Source organism: Mesorhizobium sp. EU05-FHT14A09 (assembly GCF_058790995.1).
The window spans coordinates 89,022-108,145 of record NZ_JBYTDF010000015.1; the positions used below are offsets into that span (position 1 = coordinate 89,022).

At 62.8% G+C, this 19,124-nt stretch carries 15 protein-coding genes; 8 read left to right on the forward strand and 7 right to left on the reverse strand.

Features of this window, described 5'->3' with window-relative positions; all coding sequences use genetic code 11:
• Positions 1–160: 160 nt before the first annotated feature.
• Positions 161–1,390, forward strand: coding sequence for an efflux RND transporter periplasmic adaptor subunit (locus tag AC3WTO_RS30215; RefSeq protein WP_492464713.1), 1,230 nt, complete (start codon positions 161–163; stop codon positions 1,388–1,390).
• The gene (locus AC3WTO_RS30220; protein ID WP_492464712.1) at positions 1,387–4,476 is read left to right on the forward strand and encodes an efflux RND transporter permease subunit; all 3,090 of its coding nucleotides are present in this window, start codon (positions 1,387–1,389) and stop codon (positions 4,474–4,476) included. The genes AC3WTO_RS30215 and AC3WTO_RS30220 overlap by 4 nt, the downstream gene beginning before the upstream one ends.
• Positions 4,477–4,558: 82 nt before the next feature.
• Here the strand turns inward: AC3WTO_RS30220 and AC3WTO_RS30225 are convergent, their stop codons facing one another.
• On the reverse strand, positions 4,559–5,035 hold the full coding sequence (locus AC3WTO_RS30225) for a VOC family protein (protein ID WP_492464711.1): 477 nt from the start codon (positions 5,033–5,035) through the stop codon (positions 4,559–4,561).
• 290 nt (positions 5,036–5,325) lie between these two features.
• Here AC3WTO_RS30225 and ilvD point away from each other — a divergent pair, with 290 nt between their 5' ends.
• Positions 5,326–7,161, forward strand: coding sequence for a dihydroxy-acid dehydratase (ilvD, locus tag AC3WTO_RS30230; RefSeq protein WP_492464710.1), 1,836 nt, complete (start codon positions 5,326–5,328; stop codon positions 7,159–7,161).
• Between the two features lie 118 nt (positions 7,162–7,279).
• The gene (locus tag AC3WTO_RS30235; protein WP_492464709.1) at positions 7,280–7,543 is read left to right on the forward strand and encodes a hypothetical protein; all 264 of its coding nucleotides are present in this window, start codon (positions 7,280–7,282) and stop codon (positions 7,541–7,543) included.
• Positions 7,544–7,564: 21 nt separating this feature from the next.
• On the opposite strand, the gene AC3WTO_RS30240 is transcribed toward AC3WTO_RS30235, so the two are convergent.
• Positions 7,565–8,728: an ATP-binding protein gene (locus AC3WTO_RS30240; RefSeq protein ID WP_492464708.1), complete on the reverse strand. Its 1,164-nt coding sequence runs from the start codon at positions 8,726–8,728 to the stop codon at positions 7,565–7,567.
• Positions 8,725–9,417, reverse strand: coding sequence for a response regulator (locus tag AC3WTO_RS30245; protein ID WP_492464707.1), 693 nt, complete (start codon positions 9,415–9,417; stop codon positions 8,725–8,727). Before AC3WTO_RS30245 ends, AC3WTO_RS30240 begins: the two co-directional genes overlap by 4 nt.
• A gap of 209 nt (positions 9,418–9,626) precedes the next feature.
• On the opposite strand from AC3WTO_RS30245, the gene AC3WTO_RS30250 reads away from it, so the two are divergent.
• Positions 9,627–10,262 (forward strand): methyltransferase family protein, encoded by a 636-nt coding sequence (locus AC3WTO_RS30250; RefSeq protein WP_492464706.1) that lies wholly within the window; start codon positions 9,627–9,629, stop codon positions 10,260–10,262.
• 118 nt (positions 10,263–10,380) lie between these two features.
• Positions 10,381–11,295 carry a DMT family transporter gene (locus AC3WTO_RS30255; protein WP_492464705.1) on the forward strand — a complete coding sequence of 305 codons (915 nt, stop codon included), beginning with the start codon at positions 10,381–10,383 and terminating at the stop codon, positions 11,293–11,295.
• A 257-nt stretch (positions 11,296–11,552) separates the two neighbouring features.
• On the opposite strand, the gene AC3WTO_RS30260 is transcribed toward AC3WTO_RS30255, so the two are convergent.
• From AC3WTO_RS30260 to AC3WTO_RS30275, 4 genes are all read right to left on the reverse strand, one after another.
• Positions 11,553–12,182 carry a CDGSH iron-sulfur domain-containing protein gene (locus AC3WTO_RS30260; protein ID WP_492464704.1) on the reverse strand — a complete coding sequence of 210 codons (630 nt, stop codon included), beginning with the start codon at positions 12,180–12,182 and terminating at the stop codon, positions 11,553–11,555.
• Between the two features lie 82 nt (positions 12,183–12,264).
• Complete coding sequence (locus AC3WTO_RS30265; RefSeq protein ID WP_492464703.1) at positions 12,265–14,208, reverse strand: GTP-binding protein; 1,944 nt, start codon at positions 14,206–14,208, stop codon at positions 12,265–12,267.
• Positions 14,209–14,525: 317 nt separating this feature from the next.
• Entirely contained in the window at positions 14,526–16,982 is a 2,457-nt protein-coding gene (locus AC3WTO_RS30270) for a GcvT family protein (protein WP_492464702.1), read from the reverse strand.
• Positions 16,979–17,866, reverse strand: a complete 888-nt coding sequence (locus AC3WTO_RS30275; protein WP_492464701.1) for a phosphotransferase — start codon at positions 17,864–17,866, stop codon at positions 16,979–16,981. The genes AC3WTO_RS30270 and AC3WTO_RS30275 overlap by 4 nt, the downstream gene beginning before the upstream one ends.
• Positions 17,867–18,075: 209 nt before the next feature.
• On the opposite strand from AC3WTO_RS30275, the gene AC3WTO_RS30280 reads away from it, so the two are divergent.
• Positions 18,076–18,837: a DeoR/GlpR family DNA-binding transcription regulator gene (locus AC3WTO_RS30280; RefSeq protein WP_492464700.1), complete on the forward strand. Its 762-nt coding sequence runs from the start codon at positions 18,076–18,078 to the stop codon at positions 18,835–18,837.
• A gap of 183 nt (positions 18,838–19,020) precedes the next feature.
• Positions 19,021–19,122 carry a K(+)-transporting ATPase subunit F gene (gene kdpF, locus AC3WTO_RS30285; RefSeq protein WP_207213090.1) on the forward strand — a complete coding sequence of 34 codons (102 nt, stop codon included), beginning with the start codon at positions 19,021–19,023 and terminating at the stop codon, positions 19,120–19,122.
• Positions 19,123–19,124 lie beyond the last annotated feature (2 nt).

Below are 19,124 nucleotides of genomic sequence, written 5' to 3' on the forward strand. Positions count from 1 at the left end.
GCCCCCCGCGAACTTCGCGATCGTGACAGTAGGCGCAATTGACAAGACCGTCCAGACGGTACAGTAAAGCGTCGAAAAAACTGAAGGCCGGGGTTTCGCACAAAGCGCACCCGGCTATTTTGATTCGATTGTCATTGCCACGCGCCGTTCGAGGGATCCCATGATCAAGCGCTTTATCATCCGTTTCATCTTGCTTGTCCTCGTGGCCGCGGTGGCCGCCGGCATCATCTGGTTCAACTTCTTCCGCGACAAGATGATCGCCGGGTTCTTCGCCAACATGCCGGCCAATGTGCTGACGGTGTCGGCCAAGAAGATCGAACCGACCACCTGGACCCCGGGCATCGAGGCCATCGGCACCGTCGGCGCTTCGATGGGTGTCGACCTGACGATGCAAACGTCCGGCGTGGTCAAGGAGATCCTGTTCAAGGCCAACGACAAGATCGATAACGGCCAGTTGCTGGTGCGTCTGGACGATGCTGTCGAACAGGCTGACCTGGTCGTGGCCAAAACCAAGGCGACGCTCGACCAGCAGGCGCTGGCGCGCGCCCAGGCGCTGCGCAAGACCGGCGTCGGCACGGAGGCAACGCTCGACACTGCCAACGCCAACGCCGAGACATCGATTGCACAGGTTTCCAAGGCCCAGGCTACCGCAGACCTGAAGCTGCTCAAGGCCCCCTTCAATGGCATCGCCGGCATTCCAAAGATCGAACTCGGCCAGTATGTCGCGCCCGGCAACGCCATCGTCACCCTGCAGGACATGGATACGATGCGCGTCGACTTCACCGTTCCCGAGCAGCAGCTCGAGAAGCTGAAGGTCGGCCAGCCCGTCAACTTCGGCCAGACCCTGGGTGACATGCCGTTCAAAGGCGTCGTCACCGGCATCGACCCCAAGATCGACCCGAGCAGCCGCCTGGTTTCGGTGCGTGCCCGCATCGACAATCCGGAAGGGCGCCTGAGCCCGGGCCAGTTCGTGCAGGTGCGCGTCGAACTGCCGAAGGAAGACAATGTCATTACCGTCCCGCAGACGGCGCTGACCACCAGCCTCTATGGCGACTACGTTTACATCGTCGTTCCAGGCAAGCAGGCGGAGTCCAAGCCCGCCGACAAGGCAGCTGAGACCAAGCCGGCCGAAGGTGCCAAGCCGGCCGAAGGCGCTGCGGCTGACGCACCGAAGCCTGCTGGTGGAGAAGGCCCGCAGCTCGTCGTGAACCAGGTGTTCGTCAAGATCGGCCGGCGCTTCGGTGGCGTTGCCGAGATCGTCGAAGGCGTCAAGGCCGGCGACGAGGTTGTCACCGCTGGCCAGAACCGGTTGAACAATGGCGCTCTGGTGAAGATCGACAACACGATCGACCCCAGCAAGCCGGCAGAGCAGAAGGCTTCCGCCCAATGAGTTTCTCTGACCTTTTCATCAGACGACCCGTCCTGTCGACGGTGCTCGGTGCCATGATCCTGCTCGTCGGGATCCAGGGCATCTTCAACCTGGCGATCCGCCAGTATCCGAAGGTCGAGGAAACCGCGATCACGGTGACGACCGCCTATCCGGGCGCCAGCGCCGACCTGATCCAGGGCTTTATCTCGGCCCCGATCGCACGCGCCGTCGCCTCGACGGAAAACATCGACTACGTCAAATCGTCCAGCGCGCCGTCGGTCAGCACCGTAACGGTGCAGATGAAGCTCGGCTCCAACCCGGACGTCGCGCTCGCGGAAGTCCTGTCCAAGGTGCAGGGCGTGCGCGGTGATCTGCCTTCGGAAGCCAAGGACCCGGTGATCGTCAAGGGCACCGGCGACTCGTTCGCGATGATGTACATTTCGATGCAGAATCCGAACATGACGAAGGAGCAGCTGACCGAGTACATCGACCGTGTCGTGCGCCCGCGCATCACCACGGTCGAAGGTGTTGCCGACGTCAAGATCTTCGGCGCGCAGCAATATTCGATGCGCGTGTGGATCGATCCGATCAGGCTCGCTTCGCGCGGCGTCACCGCTGCCGAAGTGGTTCAGGCAATCAACAATTCGAACTTCCTGTCCGCTCCGGGCAAGACCGAGAACGAATATGTGATCTCCTCGATCACCGTGCGTTCGACCCTGCAGACGCCGGAAGCCTTTGCGGCGCTGCCGATCCGCTCCGTCGACAACAATGTTGTGCGTCTGCGCGATGTGGCCCGCGTCGAACTCGGCGCGGAAAACACCGATACCCGCGTGACCTTCAACGGCAAGCCCGGCACCTTCCTGGCCATCTTCCCGACACCGGCCGCCAACCCGCTGACCACGGCCGCTGCCGTCCAGAAGCTGGTGCCGGTGATCCAGGAAACGCTGCCGAAGGGCATGACGATCCAGGTCGTCTATGACTCGACGGAACAGATCAGCGCCTCGATCGAGGAAGTGTTCAAGACCATCGCCGAGGCCGTTGCCATCGTCGTCGTCGTCATCCTGCTGTTCCTGGGTTCGTTCCGGTCGGTGCTGATGCCGATCATCACGATCCCGCTGTCGCTGATCGGTGTCTGCTTCATCCTCTATTTCATGGGCTACTCGATCAACCTCCTGTCGCTGCTCGCCATGGTCCTGGCGATCGGTCTGGTGGTCGACGACGCCATCGTGGTGGTGGAAAATATCCACCGCCACATCGAGGAAGGCATGACGCCGATGCAGGGCGCCTTTGCCGGCATGCGTGAAATCTTCTCCGCGGTCGTGGCGATGACGATCACGCTGGCGGCGGTGTTTGCCCCGCTTGCCTTCACCGGTGGCCTGACCGGCTCGCTGTTCCGCGAATTCGCGGTGACGCTGGCCGGCGCAGTGGTCATCTCCGGTATCATCGCCGTGACCATCACGCCGATGATGTCGGCGCGCCTGCTCAAGGCTGGCTCGCACAGCCGGTTCCAGAAGATCGTGGACGGCACCTTCACCCGCATCGAAAACGTCTATGAGCGGCTGGTCCAGGCATCGCTCAATGCGCGCTGGGTGACGCTGCTGATCGTCCTCACCCTGGTCGGGGTGACGGGTTTCATGTTCACCAAGACCTCGAGCGAGCTGGCGCCGGAAGAAGACCAAGGCTTCCTGCTCTCGATCGTCACCGGTCCGCAATATGCGACCTCGGACTACACCGAAGCTTATGTCAACCAGATCCTCGGCCTGGTGCAGGATATCCCGGAAACGCGTGCGCTTTTCTCGGCGGTCGCTTTCGGCGGCGCCACCAACGGCGCGTTCGTCGGTTTCGCCTTCAAGGACTGGGCCGACCGTATCCGGTCGTCGAAGGAACTTCAGGCCGACATCACCGAACGCCTGAAGAAGGTCGCCGGCGTGGAAGCCTTCGTCTTCGCACCGCCGACGCTGCCAGGTTCCGGCGGCGGCCTGCCGGTTGGCCTCGTCGTCCGTTCGACGGGTGAGGCCTCGAAGGTGTTCGAAGTGGGTGAGGAGATCAAGCAGAAGGCGCAGGCTTCCGGCCGCTTCATCGTTGTGCAGAACTCGATGTCGTACAACGCGCCGCAGACCACGATCACCATCGACCGCGACCGCGCCGCCGCGCTCAACATCCCGATCAGCGACATCGGCCGCACGCTGACGCTGCTGGTCGGCGGCAACGAAGTGGCGAAGTTCGATCGCGACTCCAACGCCTACAAGATCATGCCGCAAGTGCCGAAGGTCTATCGCGACAACCCCGAAAAGCTCGGAGAGTATTTCGTGCGCAGCGTGACGGGCCAGATGGTGCCGCTGACCTCGGTGGTGAAGATCACCACCGATGCATCGCCGGCGGCGATCGAGCAGTTCAACCAGCTGAACTCGTCAACGATCACCGCGCTGCCGATGCCCGGCGTGACCACCGGCGACGGCTTGCAGACGATCGAGACGATCGCCCGCCAGGTCATGCCGGATGGCTTCTTCATCGACTACACCGGCCAGTCGCGGCAGGAAAAGGAACAGGGCAACACGATCATCATCGCCTTCATCGCGGCGATCATCGTGATCTACCTGGTGCTCGCAGCGCAGTTCGAAAGCTTCCGCGACCCGCTCATCATCATGATGTCGGTGCCGCTGTCGATCTTCGGCGCGATCTTGCCGCTCAACCTGATCAACGGTCAGATCGCGGGTGCATCGCTGAACATCTACACACAGGTGGGACTGATCACTCTGATCGGCCTCATCACCAAGCACGGCATCCTGCTGGTGGAGTTCGCCAATCAGCAGCGCGAGGAACACGGCCTGTCGATCCGGGAGGCCATCGTCGCTTCCGCGAAGGTTCGCCTGCGCCCGATCCTGATGACCACCGCCGCGATGGCGCTGGGCGTCGTGCCGCTGATCGTCGCCCAGGGCGCCGGTGCGGCAGCCCGCTTCTCGATGGGTCTGGTGATCTTCACCGGCATCCTGGTGGGCACCTGCTTCACGCTGTTCGTGGTGCCGATGTTCTATACGTTCCTCGCGCATCGCGGCCATGCGCCGGCGCAGGAATTTGGAAGAGACGCAGCTCAACCGGCGGAGTAAGCCGCGGCTGACAAGCAAAAAAACAGGGCGCCGGAGCAATCCGGCGCCCTGTTTCATTCAGGCGGACAATCGCCGGGGATAACTATCCCCTGGCGGCCGCTTCGAGTGCTGCGATGTCGATCTTCACCATCTTCATCATCGCCTGCATCACGCGACCGGCCTTGGCCTGGTCCTTGTCTTTCAAGAGCCTCGGCAGGATCTCCGGCACCACCTGCCAGGAAATGCCGTACCTGTCCTTCAGCCAGCCGCACTGGACCTCCTTGCCGCCATCGGCGGTCAGCCCGTTCCAGAAATGATCGACCTCCTCCTGGGTCTTGCAGTCGATGCTGAGCGAGATCGCATCGTTGAAGGTCGCGTGCGGACCGCCGTTCAATGCCTGGAACCGCATGCCGTCCAATTCGAAGTCGGCGACAAGCAGGCTGCCTTCCGGGCCGTGGCCGTCCTTGCCCCAGCGCGTTTCGCTGACGACCTTCGAATTCTTGAAAATGGACGAATAGAACTTGATCGCATCCTCGGCATCGTTGTTCTCGAACCAGAGGCAAGCGGTGATCTTCTGCATGATCTTCTCCTGAAAGGTCCCGTTTCGTTGTTCTGCGGCTCTTGCGGCTGTTTCCAGGTCTGACCCGAAGGCCGTAACAGGCTGCCGTCCTCCCAAGGACGGCCAGTCCCCCGATGATCCGACAGCTGCGCCAAATTTTTCCGCCGGGGGCGTTGGCGACGCCGCGGATGCGTGAAGCCGGCTTTGACGCAAAACCGTGGCCAGACTGGCTCATGGCGTATATAACGCCTGCTTCCTATCTACCTTCACCGCACAGGAAACCTGCCGCACAGGCATCAAGGACAGTACCCATGCCAGCCTATCGCTCCCGAACCACCACCCATGGCCGCAACATGGCCGGCGCCCGCGGCCTGTGGCGCGCCACCGGCATGAAGGACTCGGATTTCGGCAAGCCGATTATCGCGGTGGTGAACTCTTTCACGCAGTTCGTGCCCGGCCACGTGCATCTCAAGGATCTCGGCCAACTGGTGGCGCGGGAAATCGAAGCGGCCGGCGGCGTCGCCAAGGAATTCAACACGATCGCCGTCGACGACGGTATCGCCATGGGCCATGACGGCATGCTCTATTCGCTGCCGAGCCGCGAACTCATTGCCGACAGTGTCGAATACATGGTCAACGCGCATTGCGCCGACGCCATGGTCTGCATCTCCAACTGCGACAAGATCACGCCCGGCATGCTGATGGCTGCGATGCGCCTCAACATCCCGGCCGTCTTCGTCTCCGGCGGCCCGATGGAAGCCGGCAAGGTCGTCTGGAAGGACAAGGTGACCGCCGTCGACCTGGTCGACGCCATGGTGGCCGCTGCCGACGACAAGGTTTCCGACGAGGAAGTCAATGTCATCGAGCGCTCGGCCTGCCCGACCTGCGGCTCGTGCTCGGGCATGTTCACCGCCAATTCGATGAACTGCCTGACCGAAGCGCTCGGCCTGTCCCTACCAGGAAACGGCTCGACGCTCGCCACCCATGCCGACCGCAAGCGGCTGTTCGTCGAAGCCGGCCATCTCGTCGTCGACCTCGCCCAGCGTTATTACGAACAGGACGACGAAAGCGTTCTGCCCCGCAACATCGCCTCAAAGCCGGCTTTCGAGAATGCGATGGCACTGGACGTCGCCATGGGCGGCTCGACCAACACCGTGCTGCACATCCTCGCTGCCGCATTGGAAGGCGGCATCGATTTCACCATGGATGATATCGACCGGCTGTCGCGCAAGGTGCCGGTGCTTTCCAAGGTCGCGCCCGCCAAGTCCGACGTGCACATGGAAGACGTGCACCGTGCCGGCGGCATCATGGCCATCCTCGGCCAGCTCGACAAAGCCGGGCTGATCAACCGCAACCAGCCGACCGTGCATACCGAAACCATCGGCGAGGCGCTGGATCGTTGGGACATCTCACGCACCACCGCCGAGAACGTGCGCAAATTCTACATGGCCGCGCCCGGCGGCGTGCCAACCCAGGTCGCCTTCAGCCAGGACCGGCGCTGGGACGATCTCGATCTCGACCGCGAAAAGGGTGTCATCCGTTCTGCCGAGCACGCCTTCTCGAAGGATGGCGGCCTTGCCGTGTTGAAGGGCAACATCGCCCTCGACGGCTGCGTGGTGAAGACTGCCGGCGTTGACGATTCGATCCTGAAGTTCACCGGCCCGGCCAAGGTCTATGAGAGCCAGGACGCCGCGGTGAAGGCCATCCTCGGCAACGAGGTAAAGGCCGGCGACGTGGTGGTGATCCGCTACGAGGGCCCGAAGGGCGGCCCCGGCATGCAGGAGATGCTCTATCCGACCAGCTACCTGAAGTCGAAAGGGCTCGGCAAGGCCTGCGCCCTGCTGACCGATGGCCGCTTCTCCGGCGGCACCTCGGGCCTCTCGATCGGCCATGCTTCGCCGGAAGCGGCGACCGGCGGCGCCATCGGCCTGGTGCGCGAGGGCGACCAGATCGCCATCGACATCCCCGGCCGCACCATCAACCTGCTGGTCAGCGACGAGGAATTGGCGGCACGCCGCAAGGAGCAGGATGCCAAGGGCTGGCAGCCAGTCGAGAAGCGCAAGCGCAACGTGACGCCGGCGCTGCGCGCCTATGCCGCCTTCGCTCTCAGTGCCGACAAGGGTGCTGTCCGCCACGTGCCGGAATAGGCAGGCAGACACTACGACAGAATTCAGGCGGGGCCGGGAGATCATTCCCGCCCCGCATTTCTTTCGCCACGGATGAAGTCTACAATACGTCTCATCTTTTAGACTTGGAGAGAAGGCGATGGCGCTCAAAGTCCTGGCGGCTGTGCTTGTCGCGGCCTTCCTGGCTGGTTGCCAGACGATCACGCCCGAACAACGGCGCGCGGCGGACGAAGCGAAATGCAGCACCTACGGCTTCAAGAAGAACACCGACGCCTTCGCCGAATGCCTGCAGCGCATCGACCTTGACCGCGCGGCCGAGATGCGCGCCCGCGATGCGGAGTTTGCCCGCTTCAGCGCCCGGCCGCCTGTGGTGATCTACCGCCCGGTCGTGGTGAAACAATAGGCCCAGGGGCGACTGACGGACCTATAGCGGCTGAGGCGGAATAACGATCGCGATCGTCGCACCGCCGTCGCCCCTGTTGCCTGCTTCCAGCCGGCCGCCATGGGCCTTGGCGATCGCCCCGACGATGGAGAGCCCGAGGCCGGTTCCGCCAGTCGCGCGCGAGCGTGAGGTTTCGCCGCGCCAGAAGACGTCGAATGAAATCGAACGGACTTCGTCGATCAGACCGGGACCGCGGTCCAGGAAGCGGGCAAACGCGTTACCCTCCTTGTCGAGGCCAGTTTCGCAACGCAACACCCCACCCGCAGCGGCATAGCGGCAGGCATTGTGGACAAGTGCCAGCATCGCCTGTCGCAGGCGCTCCGGATCGACAGTGGCGGGTGCCGTGCGGAATTCAGTTTCAACACTCATGCCGGCGTCATCGAGCATTGGCCGGGCTGCCGCGAGGATCGTCGCAGCCTCGTCCGCCAGATCTGTGGCTGCGCGCTCGCCGATCAGCTTGTGGCCGGCCGCGAGCGACAAGGTCCGCAAATCCTCAACCAGTCGCGACAGGCCTTGCACCTGCGTCAGCAAATCCTGCAGTCCTTGCTGGTGGACGGGAAAAACACCGTCGATCATGCCTTGCAGGTTGCCTTGCAAAATGGTGAGCGGGGTGCGCAGTTCGTGTGCCACGGCCATGGTGTTGAAACGCAGGCGCTTTTCCATATGGTCGAGATCGGTTGCCAGCGCATCGATGGTCTTGCCGAGACGCTGCACTTCCGACGTACCGCCGCGAAAATTGCCAAGGCCGACCGCGAAATTGCCTTCGCGCAGCGTTTCCGCCGCCGACACCAGCTTCTCCAGCGGGCGCGCGATACGCCGCGCAAGCCAGTAGCCGATCAAACCGCAGATGAATGCCGCCAGCAGGATGTGACCGAGGAATGCCACGTTCATCTGGGCATCGACGATCCTCTCGAATTCGGGAACGACGAGCATCAGTTTCCGGAAGCTCTCGACGGACGGCATCACTCCGTCCTGGACGTCCCGATAGGCCTGGGCCACGTCGGCGGGCAGCGTCCGCAGCTCGCTTTCCGTCAGATGCTTCATGATCGCGAAGAAAGTGGTGTAGGCGATGATCATGCTGAGCACGAGCATCGCCGCGATCGTCACTGCGGTGACCGTGGAGAGAGAAAGCCGCCGCAGCCTCATTTCGGTGCCGCGAACCGGTAGCCGACGCCGCGCACCGCCTGGAAGAGATCAGGCACTCCGGCGTTTTCGAACTTGCGGCGCAGATTGGCGACATGCGTGTCGACGGTCTTGGCCAGCGCGTCATTTTCCGGCAGGCAGGCGTCAAGGATATCGGCGCGGCCAAAGGCATGGGTCGGCCGGCGGATCATATAGGCGACGATGCGGAACTCGCTGAGCGTCAGCGAAAGAGACTGGCGTCCTGCCTCCGCCTCGACAAAAGCGGCATGCGCATCGAGATCCACTTCGACAGGAGCGAACCGCAAGGTCCGCGAGGCGCCCGCGGTACGCGACCGGCGCAACACCGCATTGACGCGCGCCACGACCTCCTGCGGATTGAACGGTTTGACCACATAGTCGTCGGCGCCCAGCCGCAGACCCGACAGGCGATCGATATCCTCCGCCAGTGCCGTCACCATGATGACGGGCGTGTTCGCCTCCTGGCGGATACGCGCCAGGACCTCGAACCCATCGAGGCGCGGTATGTGCACGTCCAGCAGCACGAGATCGGGCGACAGCATGGCATGATGGGAAAGCGCGATATCCCCGTTCGCCGCGGTGACGGTGCGAAACCCCTCGCGCGCCAGATAGGCCTCGAGAATCTCGGCAATGCGCGGTTCGTCCTCGACGATAAGGATCAACCCCTTGTCCATGCGCGGTCCTTCAATGGTTTCCGTAGGTCATATTCCGCAAGGCGAAGCGGCAAGCAATCGCAAACACCTGCAATTGCCAGGGCCCTTAGCAAGCCTTGGCGAGTTCTCCGCCAAACCTTGATGAAACGCGACCAAGGTCCGGCCCGTCGACACGTCGTAACGGTTTGGGCGGGACCCAACGGCGCGCCGGCTCACTCGTCGGGATCATCATGCAAACGCCACCAAAGACCTTCGGACATATCCAACGTCCACGCCTAGCGGCTTTGTGGATCGTCACTTTGTTCCTCATCGCCTTCGCACTGCTGTTCCAGTCCGCCTGGAAACTCTATCCGCCGGGCGGCGTGGATCTGCAGCTGACAATCAGGATCGCCGGTATCGGCCTCATCGGCACGGCGATCCTGGGACGGCTCTGGTGCACGCTCTACATCGGCGGCAAGAAGTCGATGGTGCTGGTCGACGACGGTCCCTATTCGATGTGCCGCAACCCGCTCTATCTGTTCTCGATCATCGGGGCGGCAGGGGTGGGCGCACAGACCGGCAGCGCCGCGCCGGCGCTGCTGTGCGCCATCGTGGTGCATGCGATCCTGCTGAGAACCGCGACACGCGAAGAGCATCTGCTCGAGATACATTTCGGACAGGCCTATGTGGAGTACTGCCGGCGTGTCCCGGCATTCTGCATCGACTGCCGGCTGTTCACGGATCGCGAGACGATCGAGATCACACCGAAGCGGCTTTATGGCACCTTGATCGACGGTCTTGTCTTCCTTGCTGCCGTGCCTGCCATGTTCCTGGTCGAATACCTGCAGGACGAAGGCTGTCTGCCGGTGTTTTTCAGCCTGTATTGAGCTGGACCGCTGCGCGACGCTCTGGCGCAACCAAAAGTTTTGCTTCCCTCTCGCCAATGGTTCGGTCAAAGGCTAGGTCCGCGTCGGCTGAATGATCGGCTTGAAGGATTCTCGACCCATGGCGTCGCTGCGGGCACTCGCCCCAAAGAACCTCGTCGTGGCTGGCATCCTGCTGATGCTGGCCGGCGATTTCATGTTCGCGCTCAACGACGCGATGGGCAAATGGCTGGTCGCCAATTTTTCGGTCGGGCTGGTGGTCGCCATTCGCTCGATCGGCGCCTTCATCATCCTCGGCCCGATGATCGCGCGGCAAGGCACGGCGAAACTGTTCCAGCTCGAACGGCCCGGCACGCAGGTGCTGCGCGCCGTCATGGCAACGGTCGATACCGGCCTGTTCTACGCCGCCGTCGTGCATATGCCGCTGGCCGATGTGATGAGTTTCTACATGGCCGGACCGATCTATGTCGCCGCGCTTTCGCATTTCATGCTCGGCGAACGCATCCGCTGGCGCCGCTGGGCTGCCATCCTGGTCGGCTTCTGCGGCGTGCTGGTCATTCTCAACCCATCGGCATCCGCCTTTTCGACATCCGCCATCTTCGCCTTCATCGGCTCGGTCGCCTTCGCTCTGACAATTGTCTACAGCCGGCAATTGCGGGGAACGCCCGATACGACTCTGGTGACCTGGCAGACCATCGCCGCCCTGGTGGCCGGTCTCGTCTTCGCGATTCCCGACTGGAAAACGCCAGGCCTCGTCGACATCGGCCCGATGCTGCTGCTCGGCGTCGTTTCCTGCGCCGCCCATCTAATGATCACGCGGGCGCTGAAGCTGGCGCCCGCCTCGACGCTAGCGCCGCTGCATTACAGCCTGCTTTTGTGGGCCATCGTGTTCGGCATGGTGTTCTTCGGCGACGTTCCGGGCCCACGCGTTCTGGTGGGTGCCGTCATCGTCGTGCTGGCCGGCCTGTTCATCTTCCACCGACAGAAGGTGGTCGATACCGTGCCGCCGGAGAATGTGCCCAAGGGCGTGAACTAGACAAGGTGCGTCCTTCGAGGCTCGCCCGCATGACTTTTTCCAAGATTTCAACCCTTTCGCGGCTCGCACCTCAGGATGAGGACCGTTGTGCCGTTCGGGTGAAAAGCGGAAGCGTTTCAGAACTCGGATGTGGCTTCACGCAACGGTCCTCATCCTGAGGAGCGAGCCCGCAGGGCCCCAGGAAAAAACACGCGACCTCAATCGGGCGAGCCTCGAAGGACGCACTAAATCAATGCATGGCGACTTGGCAGGCTCAATCAGCCGACGAAACCCGCCGCCTTGTGGCTACCGTCGCAGAACGGCTTGTTCTTCGAATGGCCGCAGCGGCACAGGAACACCTTGGTGGCCCGGTCGACCGTGCGACCGGTGCCCGAGACGATCTCCAGATTGCCTTCGACCTTGAGCGACCCGTTGGGCAAGGGCGTTACCTTGACCGTACCGTCGCGCGCCTCGAGCGCGACGGATTCCTTGGTCTCGGGTTCCCCCGTGGCGGCAAAACCTGCCCTGGTATGGCTGCCGTCGCAGAAAGGCTTGTTCTCGGAAGCCGCGCAACGACAGAGTGTTGCCCGCAGCATCGTCTCGCCATTGATGTCCATTTCGGCGTTGAAGGCGAGCGGCCCGTTCTCGCGCACCCTGACGAGGTTGACGACCGGTGCCGCTTCCTCCGCTCCGCCATCCTTGCGGTGATAGGTGATCGCGCCGGAAGGACAGGAATGGGCGACCCCGACGATCGCCTCGACGGCGCCGGCTTCCGGGTGGATCCATTCGCCCGGAGCGTTGGGCACGAACACCTCGGGATGGCCGAGCACGCAATTGCGGGAGTGGATGCAGAGCTTGCCGTCGAAACCGACGTCGATCTTCTCGCCTTCGACGAATTTCCGCACCATTGGGTAGCTCCTCAGCATGATGTTCCCCCCGATCATGCCGTAGGAAAACGGTCCACCGCAACTGGCCGAAAGGAGGGCGGCGTCACCCCCGTCGTGAAAGCCGCAGGAGATAGTCCTTTCGATTGAGCGGATTGTCGTCGGTGCGCGGTCGGTGCGGCATCGCACCACGGACGGGCCGATAATGATCGAACGCCGTTTCCAGCACACCCTCCCCATGCGTGTATCCAGGCACCAGTTGCTGCAAGGAATGGACGCATGCCGCCGGGATGCTGCCCGTCAACGTGCAGGTTGCGCCTTCCATCACCGGGCTTTCGGGTATGGCCTGCAGTTTCGCCAGGATCGACAACAGGGGCGCCACCGCATCCGCCGGAGCTTCGAGCGTGAAACGATGGATCGGTTCGCACACCACCGTCCCCGCCTGCTTCAAGGCAGCCATCACGACCAACGGCGTGAGCCTGCGATGCTCGGCGGCCGTCGTCATCGGCCCCCAGTGACGGACACGGGTCGCCTCCGTCATCGTGACGATGCAGTCCGTCACCTGCCAGCCGTACAAACCCTGCCGAAGCGTCTCGTGGACAGCGTCTTCCACTGCCTTGTGGTAGGAAAGCGGAAGCGTTCCGAATTCCATTTCCAGGCGAAAGGCGATGCCGCTGCCGACCGAGCCCGGTTCGATCCGCAAAGCCACCGTCGCGACGAACGGATCGGGTGCTTCGTCACGTGCACTGCCGCTGCCGATCGGTCGCTCGACGCAGATCGGCGTGGTTTCGCGAAAAGAAATGTCGAGCCCGAATTCGTCGGCCAGTGTCTGCTGGATGACCTCCTTCTGCACCTCGCCATACAGCGAGACATAGGTCTCCTGACGGCTGTCGTCCTGTCGCAGGTTTATCAGCGGGTCCTGTTCGGCGAGCAACGAAAGTGCAGCGTGCAAGCCGCTCTTGTCGGCTGGATGACGGGGCTGGATCACCGTCTCCAGCGTCGGCGGCGCGAAATGATGTTCCGCAACGCCGCGCCGAATGCCGATCGCATCGCCGATCTGAACGTCGACGAGGCCCCACAGCTTACCGATCTGCCCCGCGCTGAGACTGGGTTGCGCGACCGCGCCCCCGCCGCTGAAAACCTTGAGCGCCGATATCTTGGCTTCGCGCCCCTGGCCGAAACGGATACGCTCGCGCGCTCGCAGGGCTCCGGAAAACAGGCGGACATAGGCGATCTTCTCCCCAGCCCCGCCACGCTCGATCTTGAACACCACGCCCGAAACGGGACCGTCGTTGGAACCGTCGGTTGTCGGCAGCAGATCGCGTATACCCGCAAGCAGCGGCGCGATACCGGCCCCGGTGATGGCCGAGCCGAAGAACACCGGATGAACCAGTGCCTTCCCTGCCTGCACCGCAAGTGCCTTGTGAAGCTTGCGGGCGGACTGCGCTTTGTGATCGACATAGGCGGCGAGCAGCGTGTCGTCATGTTCGGCCAGCGTCTCCGTCAACGCGTCGCCGAACGCCGCTTCCCCGAAATCGTGGGGTTGCATGCGGGCACCCGGCACGCCGGCGTCTCGTACCACACCCATCGCGACAGCGGCCGGGGTCAACTTTCGCGTGATCGCTGCCAGGACGCGTTCGCTATCGGCACCAGCGCGATCGATCTTGTTGACGAAGATCAGCGTTGGAATGCCGAGCCGCCGCAGCGTTCGCATCAATATGCGCGTCTGCGCCTGCACGCCTTCCACGGCGGAAACCACCATCACCGCACCGTCGAGCACGCTGAGCACGCGCTCCACTTCCGCGATGAAATCCGGATGGCCGGGCGTATCGATCAGATTGACCGTGATGTCGTCGATGGTGAACGACATCACTGCGGATTTGATGGTGATGCCGCGCTGTCGTTCCTGAGCAAGGGTGTCGGTCTGTGTGTTGCCGTCATCGACACTGCCGATCTTGTCGATGACGCCGGCTGAATGGAGCAACCGTTCGGTGAGGCTCGTCTTACCTGCGTCGACGTGCGCCAGAATTCCCAAATTCAGAGTCCGCATAGAGATTCATGTCCCCAAGATGGATCAAAGCTCCTTTCTCGTTGGACATGACTCGCATTGGTCGGCTCCTTACCGGACGTGACTTGGAAGATGGCAGAGAGCACGCGATGCCCGGCAGGACAACCCCGATGCATGCACCTAGGCTTTGCCGGCTAGAGCAATCTCAGCAAGAGTATGCAGCAGTCTCGCATCCCGAAATTGTTTTAAAACAAAGCGTTAGCGTATTTTCACGCTTCTGCGAGAAGCGGAAACGCCTTGGCGTTAACTTCGCCTTCTGTGGCTTATCGGTAACGCCGGGCGGCAGGTGTCACTTGCACTTAAGCTTTCACCTTCTGTCCGGACGGATCATAGAGCGGCTCGAGGTGTAGCTTTGCCGGCACCTTTTGCGTCGCCACCACCAGCTCATAGCCGCCGGCATGCAGGAAGGTATCGTCGACGCCAGCCGCGTTGCGCACATAGCCGTAGCCGATGTTGCTGGCCACGGTGTAACCATAGCCGCCGGAAGTGAGATAACCGACCGGCTCGCCGTCGCGCAGGATCGTCTCGCGGCCAAGCAGCACAACCTCGGGATCATCCACTGTGAAGCCGGCAAAACGCTTGGTCAAAGGCTGCCCCTCCAGCTTCTGCAGCGCCGCGCGACCGACGAAATCGGTTGGCCGCTTCAGCTTCACCGCCCAGCCGAGGCCGGCTTCTAGGGGCGTATCGTTCGGCGTGATGTCGGAACCCCAGGCACGATAGCCCTTCTCGAGGCGCAGCGATTCCAGGGCGCGATAGCCGACAGGGCGGATGTCCTGCTCTTTGCCCGCCTGCATCAATGCGTCGAACACCTCGCCGGTGGCAGTGATGGGAACGTGCAGTTCCCAGCCGAGTTCGCCGACATAGGTGACGCGCAGGGCCCGCACCGCATGCCCTGCAAGGACGATCTCACGCGCATGGCCGAATGGGAAGGCGGCATTGGACACATCCGCCTCTGTCACCTTCTCCAGCACTGCACGCGCGAGCGGTCCCATCAGCGAGAGCGTGCCGAAGGCTTCCGTCACATCGGCGACGTCGACGTCAAAGCCGGAACCGATGTGATCCTGAATCCAGGCAAGGTCGTGCGTGCGGAAACCGGTACCGGTGACGATGTAGAATTTGTCGTCGGCCAGCCGCGCCACGGTGAGATCGGCCTCGATGCCGCCGCGCGTGTTGAGAAGCTGCGTGTAGGTAAGACGCCCGGCGGGCTTTGCGACATCGTTGGCGCAGATCCAGTCGAGTGCCTTGCCGGCATCCCTGCCGCTCAGCTCATATTTGGCGAAGGACGACTGGTCGAAGATACCGACCTTGTCGCGCACATGGTGGTGCTCCTCGCCGACCGGCTCGAACCAGTTCTGCCGGCCCATCGAATAGATGTCTTTCGCCTCGCTTCCCGCCGGCGCGAACCAGTTCGGGCGTTCCCAGCCGAGCTTGGAGCCGAAGACGGCATTGTATTTGTGCAGGCGCTGGTAAAGCGGCGAGACGATCTGCGGGCGGCCGCTGTCATATTCCTCATGCGGGAAGGCGACGGTGTAGTGCTTGCCATAGGCTTCGAGCGTGCGGTCGCACACCCATTGCCGATCGCGATGCAGGCCGGAAAAACGGCGGATATCGACGACCCAGAGGTCGAGCGGCGCCTCGCCGTCAGCCACCCATTTCGCCAGCACCCAGCCGGCGCCGCCGCCCGACGCGATGCCGAAGGCGTTGAAGCCGGCGCCGACGAACATGTTCGAACATTCGGGCGCCACGCCGAGGATGAAATTGCCGTCCGGCGTGAAGCTTTCGGGGCCGTTGATCATCTGCTTGACGCCGACGGTTTCGAGCGCCGGCACCCGCGCGATGGCCTGCGTCATGTGCTGCTCGAAATGGTCGTAGTCGTCGTCGAACAGACGGAATTCCCACTCGTTCGGCACGTCGCCACCGGGCAGGCCGGTATCCCAGGCCTGCGGGTTCGGCTCATAGCCACCCATGACGAGGCCGCCGACTTCTTCCTTGAAATAGGTGCGGCGGTCGGGGTCGCGGATGGTGGGCGCGTCGGTGGCGAGGCCAGCGATCTTCTCGGTGATGATGTACTGATGCTTGACCGGTTGCAGCGGCACGTTGATGCCGGCCATGGCGCCGACCTGCCTCGCCCATTGCCCGGCGCAGTTGACCACCTTCTCGCAGGCGATATCACCCTGGTCGGTCTTCACCGCGACAATGCGGCCGTCTTTGATGTCGAAGCCGGAGACGTGGACCTTCTCGAACAGTCTGGCGCCATGCATGCGCGCGCCCTTGGCCAGCGACTGCGTGATGTCGGAAGGGCTTGCCTGGCCGTCCGTCGGCAGCCAGCTGGCACCAACCAGGTCAGCGGTCTCCATCAACGGCCACATCGCCTTCACCTCGGCTGGCGAAAGCAGGTGCATGTCCATGCCGAAGCTGCGCGCCGTGGTGGCCAGACGCTTGAACTCGGTCCAGCGATCCTGGTTGGCGGCAAGGCGCAGACAGCCGGTCATCTTCCAGCCGGTGGCAAGCCCGGTCTCGGCCTCCAGTCCCTTGTAGAGGTCGACCGAGTATTTGAGCACGCGCGTGATCGAGGCCGAGGAGCGCAGCTGGCCGACGAGGCCGGCGGCATGCCAGGTCGAGCCCGACGTGATGGCGCCTTGTTCGAGCAGGATCACGTCGGCCTTGTGGTCGCGCGCCAGGTGATAGGCGGTGGAACAACCGATGATGCCGCCGCCGATGACGACGATCTCGGCGTGGCTTGGCAGGGTCGTCATGACAGGATTTTTCCGTATCTGGAGCTGTAGCTTTCGAGCGCCGCGTCGAGGCGGGCCAGGTTCTCTGTGGTGTAGGCGACATAGTCGACGCCCGGTGCATCGAGATGCAGTTCGGAGACCATGCTCCACATCGCCTCGCGCAGCAGCGACGCACACTGCATGGCGGCAAAGGAACGGCGCATCGCCTCATCCGGCGCGTGATCGAGGTAGACGCCAAGCAGAGCATCCGCTTGCGCATCCGTCATGCCGGAATTGGATGCGATGCCGGCAATGTCGAACATCGCCGTGCCGAAGCCGGCATATTCGAAGTCGATCAGCCAGAGCTTGTCACCGTCGTCGAGAAAATTGGCCGGCAGCAGATCGTTGTGGCCGAACACGATCGGCAGCGGCGCCTGCACGGCTTCCAGCCGATCCGCCAGCGCGAGGTAGAGCGGCAGCACCGGCATCATGCGGCTTTTTCCGGCACTCAACGTACGTGCATAATCGCGGATGACGTGAAATACCCAGAACATGAAGCCGGGACCGGAAACATGCTCCGGCATGCGCTGGTGGAAGCTTCGCATCAGCGTGGCGATACGCTCGCCGTTGGCGCGCACGTCGTCCGGCCCATAAGTCTTTGCGCCAAGGAACTGCGTGACCATGGCGCCGGGCTCGGCATATTCCACCGCTGGCCCGAAACCGGCGACCGAGGCGGCCTGCGCCGTCATCAGTTCGCGCTCGCGCAGCACATGGTGGAATGGATAGTCGCGCCCGAGCCGGACAACATGCTTGCCGGCGGCATCCGTCACCAGGAAGTTCTCGTTGCTCAGTCCTCCCGACAGGGCAGCGATATCAACGCTTCCCTTCCAGCATGGCAGGCGGCGAATACGATCCTCGCTCGTCACATCTCCTCCCATCGACCGGCGTGCCCTTCTTGCCGAAGGTGTTTTCGCCAGATCCAACCGCATCTCCTCAGTCTCACGGTCGAACGGCGTGGTCGGATTGTCAACGTTATTCTGTGGCTTTTTCTTTCTTTATGACCGTTTCTGTTGTTTTTAATCGCACAAAGTTCTACAAATCAGTCATCATAATGCCGGAAACAGGGCAGGCTTCGGTGAACCATTCCAAGCGGCACAGCGAAATCCTGCGTCTCCTGCAGGAGGTAGGCACGGTCACGATCGCCGACCTCGCCCAGCGGCTGGATGTCTCGCTGGAAACCGTACGCCGCGATGTGAAACCGCTGACCGAAGACGGCTCGGTGTTGAAAATGCACGGCGCCATCGGCCTGCCAAACATCGTCGGCGAAGCCCCGTTCGAGCGACGCATGCGGGACAATGCCGATGCCAAGCGAACGATCGCGCGCATGGTGGCGGCAACGATCCGCGACGGCGAGTCAATCATGCTGGACTGCGGCACCACCACCAGCTTCCTCGCCCGCGAACTGCTGGGCCATCGCCGGCTCACCGTGGTCACCAATTCGTCCGACATCGCGCGTACGCTGGCCACCGCCAACGGCAACAAGGTCTATATGGCCGGCGGCGAGCTGCGCAGCGATTCAGGCGCCGCCTTCGGCGTCTCAGCGATCGATTTCGTCGGCCGTTTCAGCGTCGACCACGCGATCATATCGGCAGGCGCCATCGATGCGGCAGGTGGCGTCATGGACTTCGATCTGGAAGAGGCCGAGTTCGCGGCTACCGTGCTGTCGCGCGGCCAGCGCTCCGTCGTCATCACCGACCACAGCAAATTCGGCCGCCAGGGCCTGGTACGGGTATGCGGCTTTTCCGGCTTCTCCGAACTCGCCACCGACAGTGCGCCGCCCGCCGACATCGTGGCTGCGCTGGAAACCGCCGGCGCGCGCCTGCACGTCGCCGGCTGACACAATCCTTATCTTTTCTTGATGCCCGGCGGATCTATTCCCAATCGATATTTGACCGGCATCAGGAGCATTTTCCGCATTCCCTGAATCGCGGAGAAGCATCGTGCTCGACCTCGCCTACCTTGCCCTTGGCATAGGATCCTTCCTGATTTTCGCGCTCTACGCGCGTGCCCTGACCCGGCTTTGAGCGAGGAGATCCTGATGGAAGCCTTACTCGGCCTCGCCGTTGCCGCAGCCCTTGGCGTCTACCTTCTGGTGACGCTGCTGCGGCCTGAGAAATTTTAAGA

Excerpts from the sequence above, each read along its gene's own strand:
- AC3WTO_RS30215 (WP_492464713.1), top strand. The coding sequence starts at position 161 with ATGATCAAGCGCTTTATCATCCGTTTCATCTTGCTTGTCCTCGTGGCC.
- AC3WTO_RS30220 (WP_492464712.1), top strand. The coding sequence starts at position 1,387 with ATGAGTTTCTCTGACCTTTTCATCAGACGACCCGTCCTGTCGACGGTG.
- AC3WTO_RS30225 (WP_492464711.1), bottom strand. The coding sequence starts at position 5,035 with ATGCAGAAGATCACCGCTTGCCTCTGGTTCGAGAACAACGATGCCGAG.
- ilvD (WP_492464710.1), top strand. The coding sequence starts at position 5,326 with ATGCCAGCCTATCGCTCCCGAACCACCACCCATGGCCGCAACATGGCC.
- AC3WTO_RS30235 (WP_492464709.1), top strand. The coding sequence starts at position 7,280 with ATGGCGCTCAAAGTCCTGGCGGCTGTGCTTGTCGCGGCCTTCCTGGCT.
- AC3WTO_RS30240 (WP_492464708.1), bottom strand. The coding sequence starts at position 8,728 with ATGAGGCTGCGGCGGCTTTCTCTCTCCACGGTCACCGCAGTGACGATC.
- AC3WTO_RS30245 (WP_492464707.1), bottom strand. The coding sequence starts at position 9,417 with ATGGACAAGGGGTTGATCCTTATCGTCGAGGACGAACCGCGCATTGCC.
- AC3WTO_RS30250 (WP_492464706.1), top strand. The coding sequence starts at position 9,627 with ATGCAAACGCCACCAAAGACCTTCGGACATATCCAACGTCCACGCCTA.
- AC3WTO_RS30255 (WP_492464705.1), top strand. The coding sequence starts at position 10,381 with ATGGCGTCGCTGCGGGCACTCGCCCCAAAGAACCTCGTCGTGGCTGGC.
- AC3WTO_RS30260 (WP_492464704.1), bottom strand. The coding sequence starts at position 12,182 with ATGGTGCGGAAATTCGTCGAAGGCGAGAAGATCGACGTCGGTTTCGAC.
- AC3WTO_RS30265 (WP_492464703.1), bottom strand. The coding sequence starts at position 14,208 with ATGCGGACTCTGAATTTGGGAATTCTGGCGCACGTCGACGCAGGTAAG.
- AC3WTO_RS30270 (WP_492464702.1), bottom strand. The coding sequence starts at position 16,982 with ATGACGACCCTGCCAAGCCACGCCGAGATCGTCGTCATCGGCGGCGGC.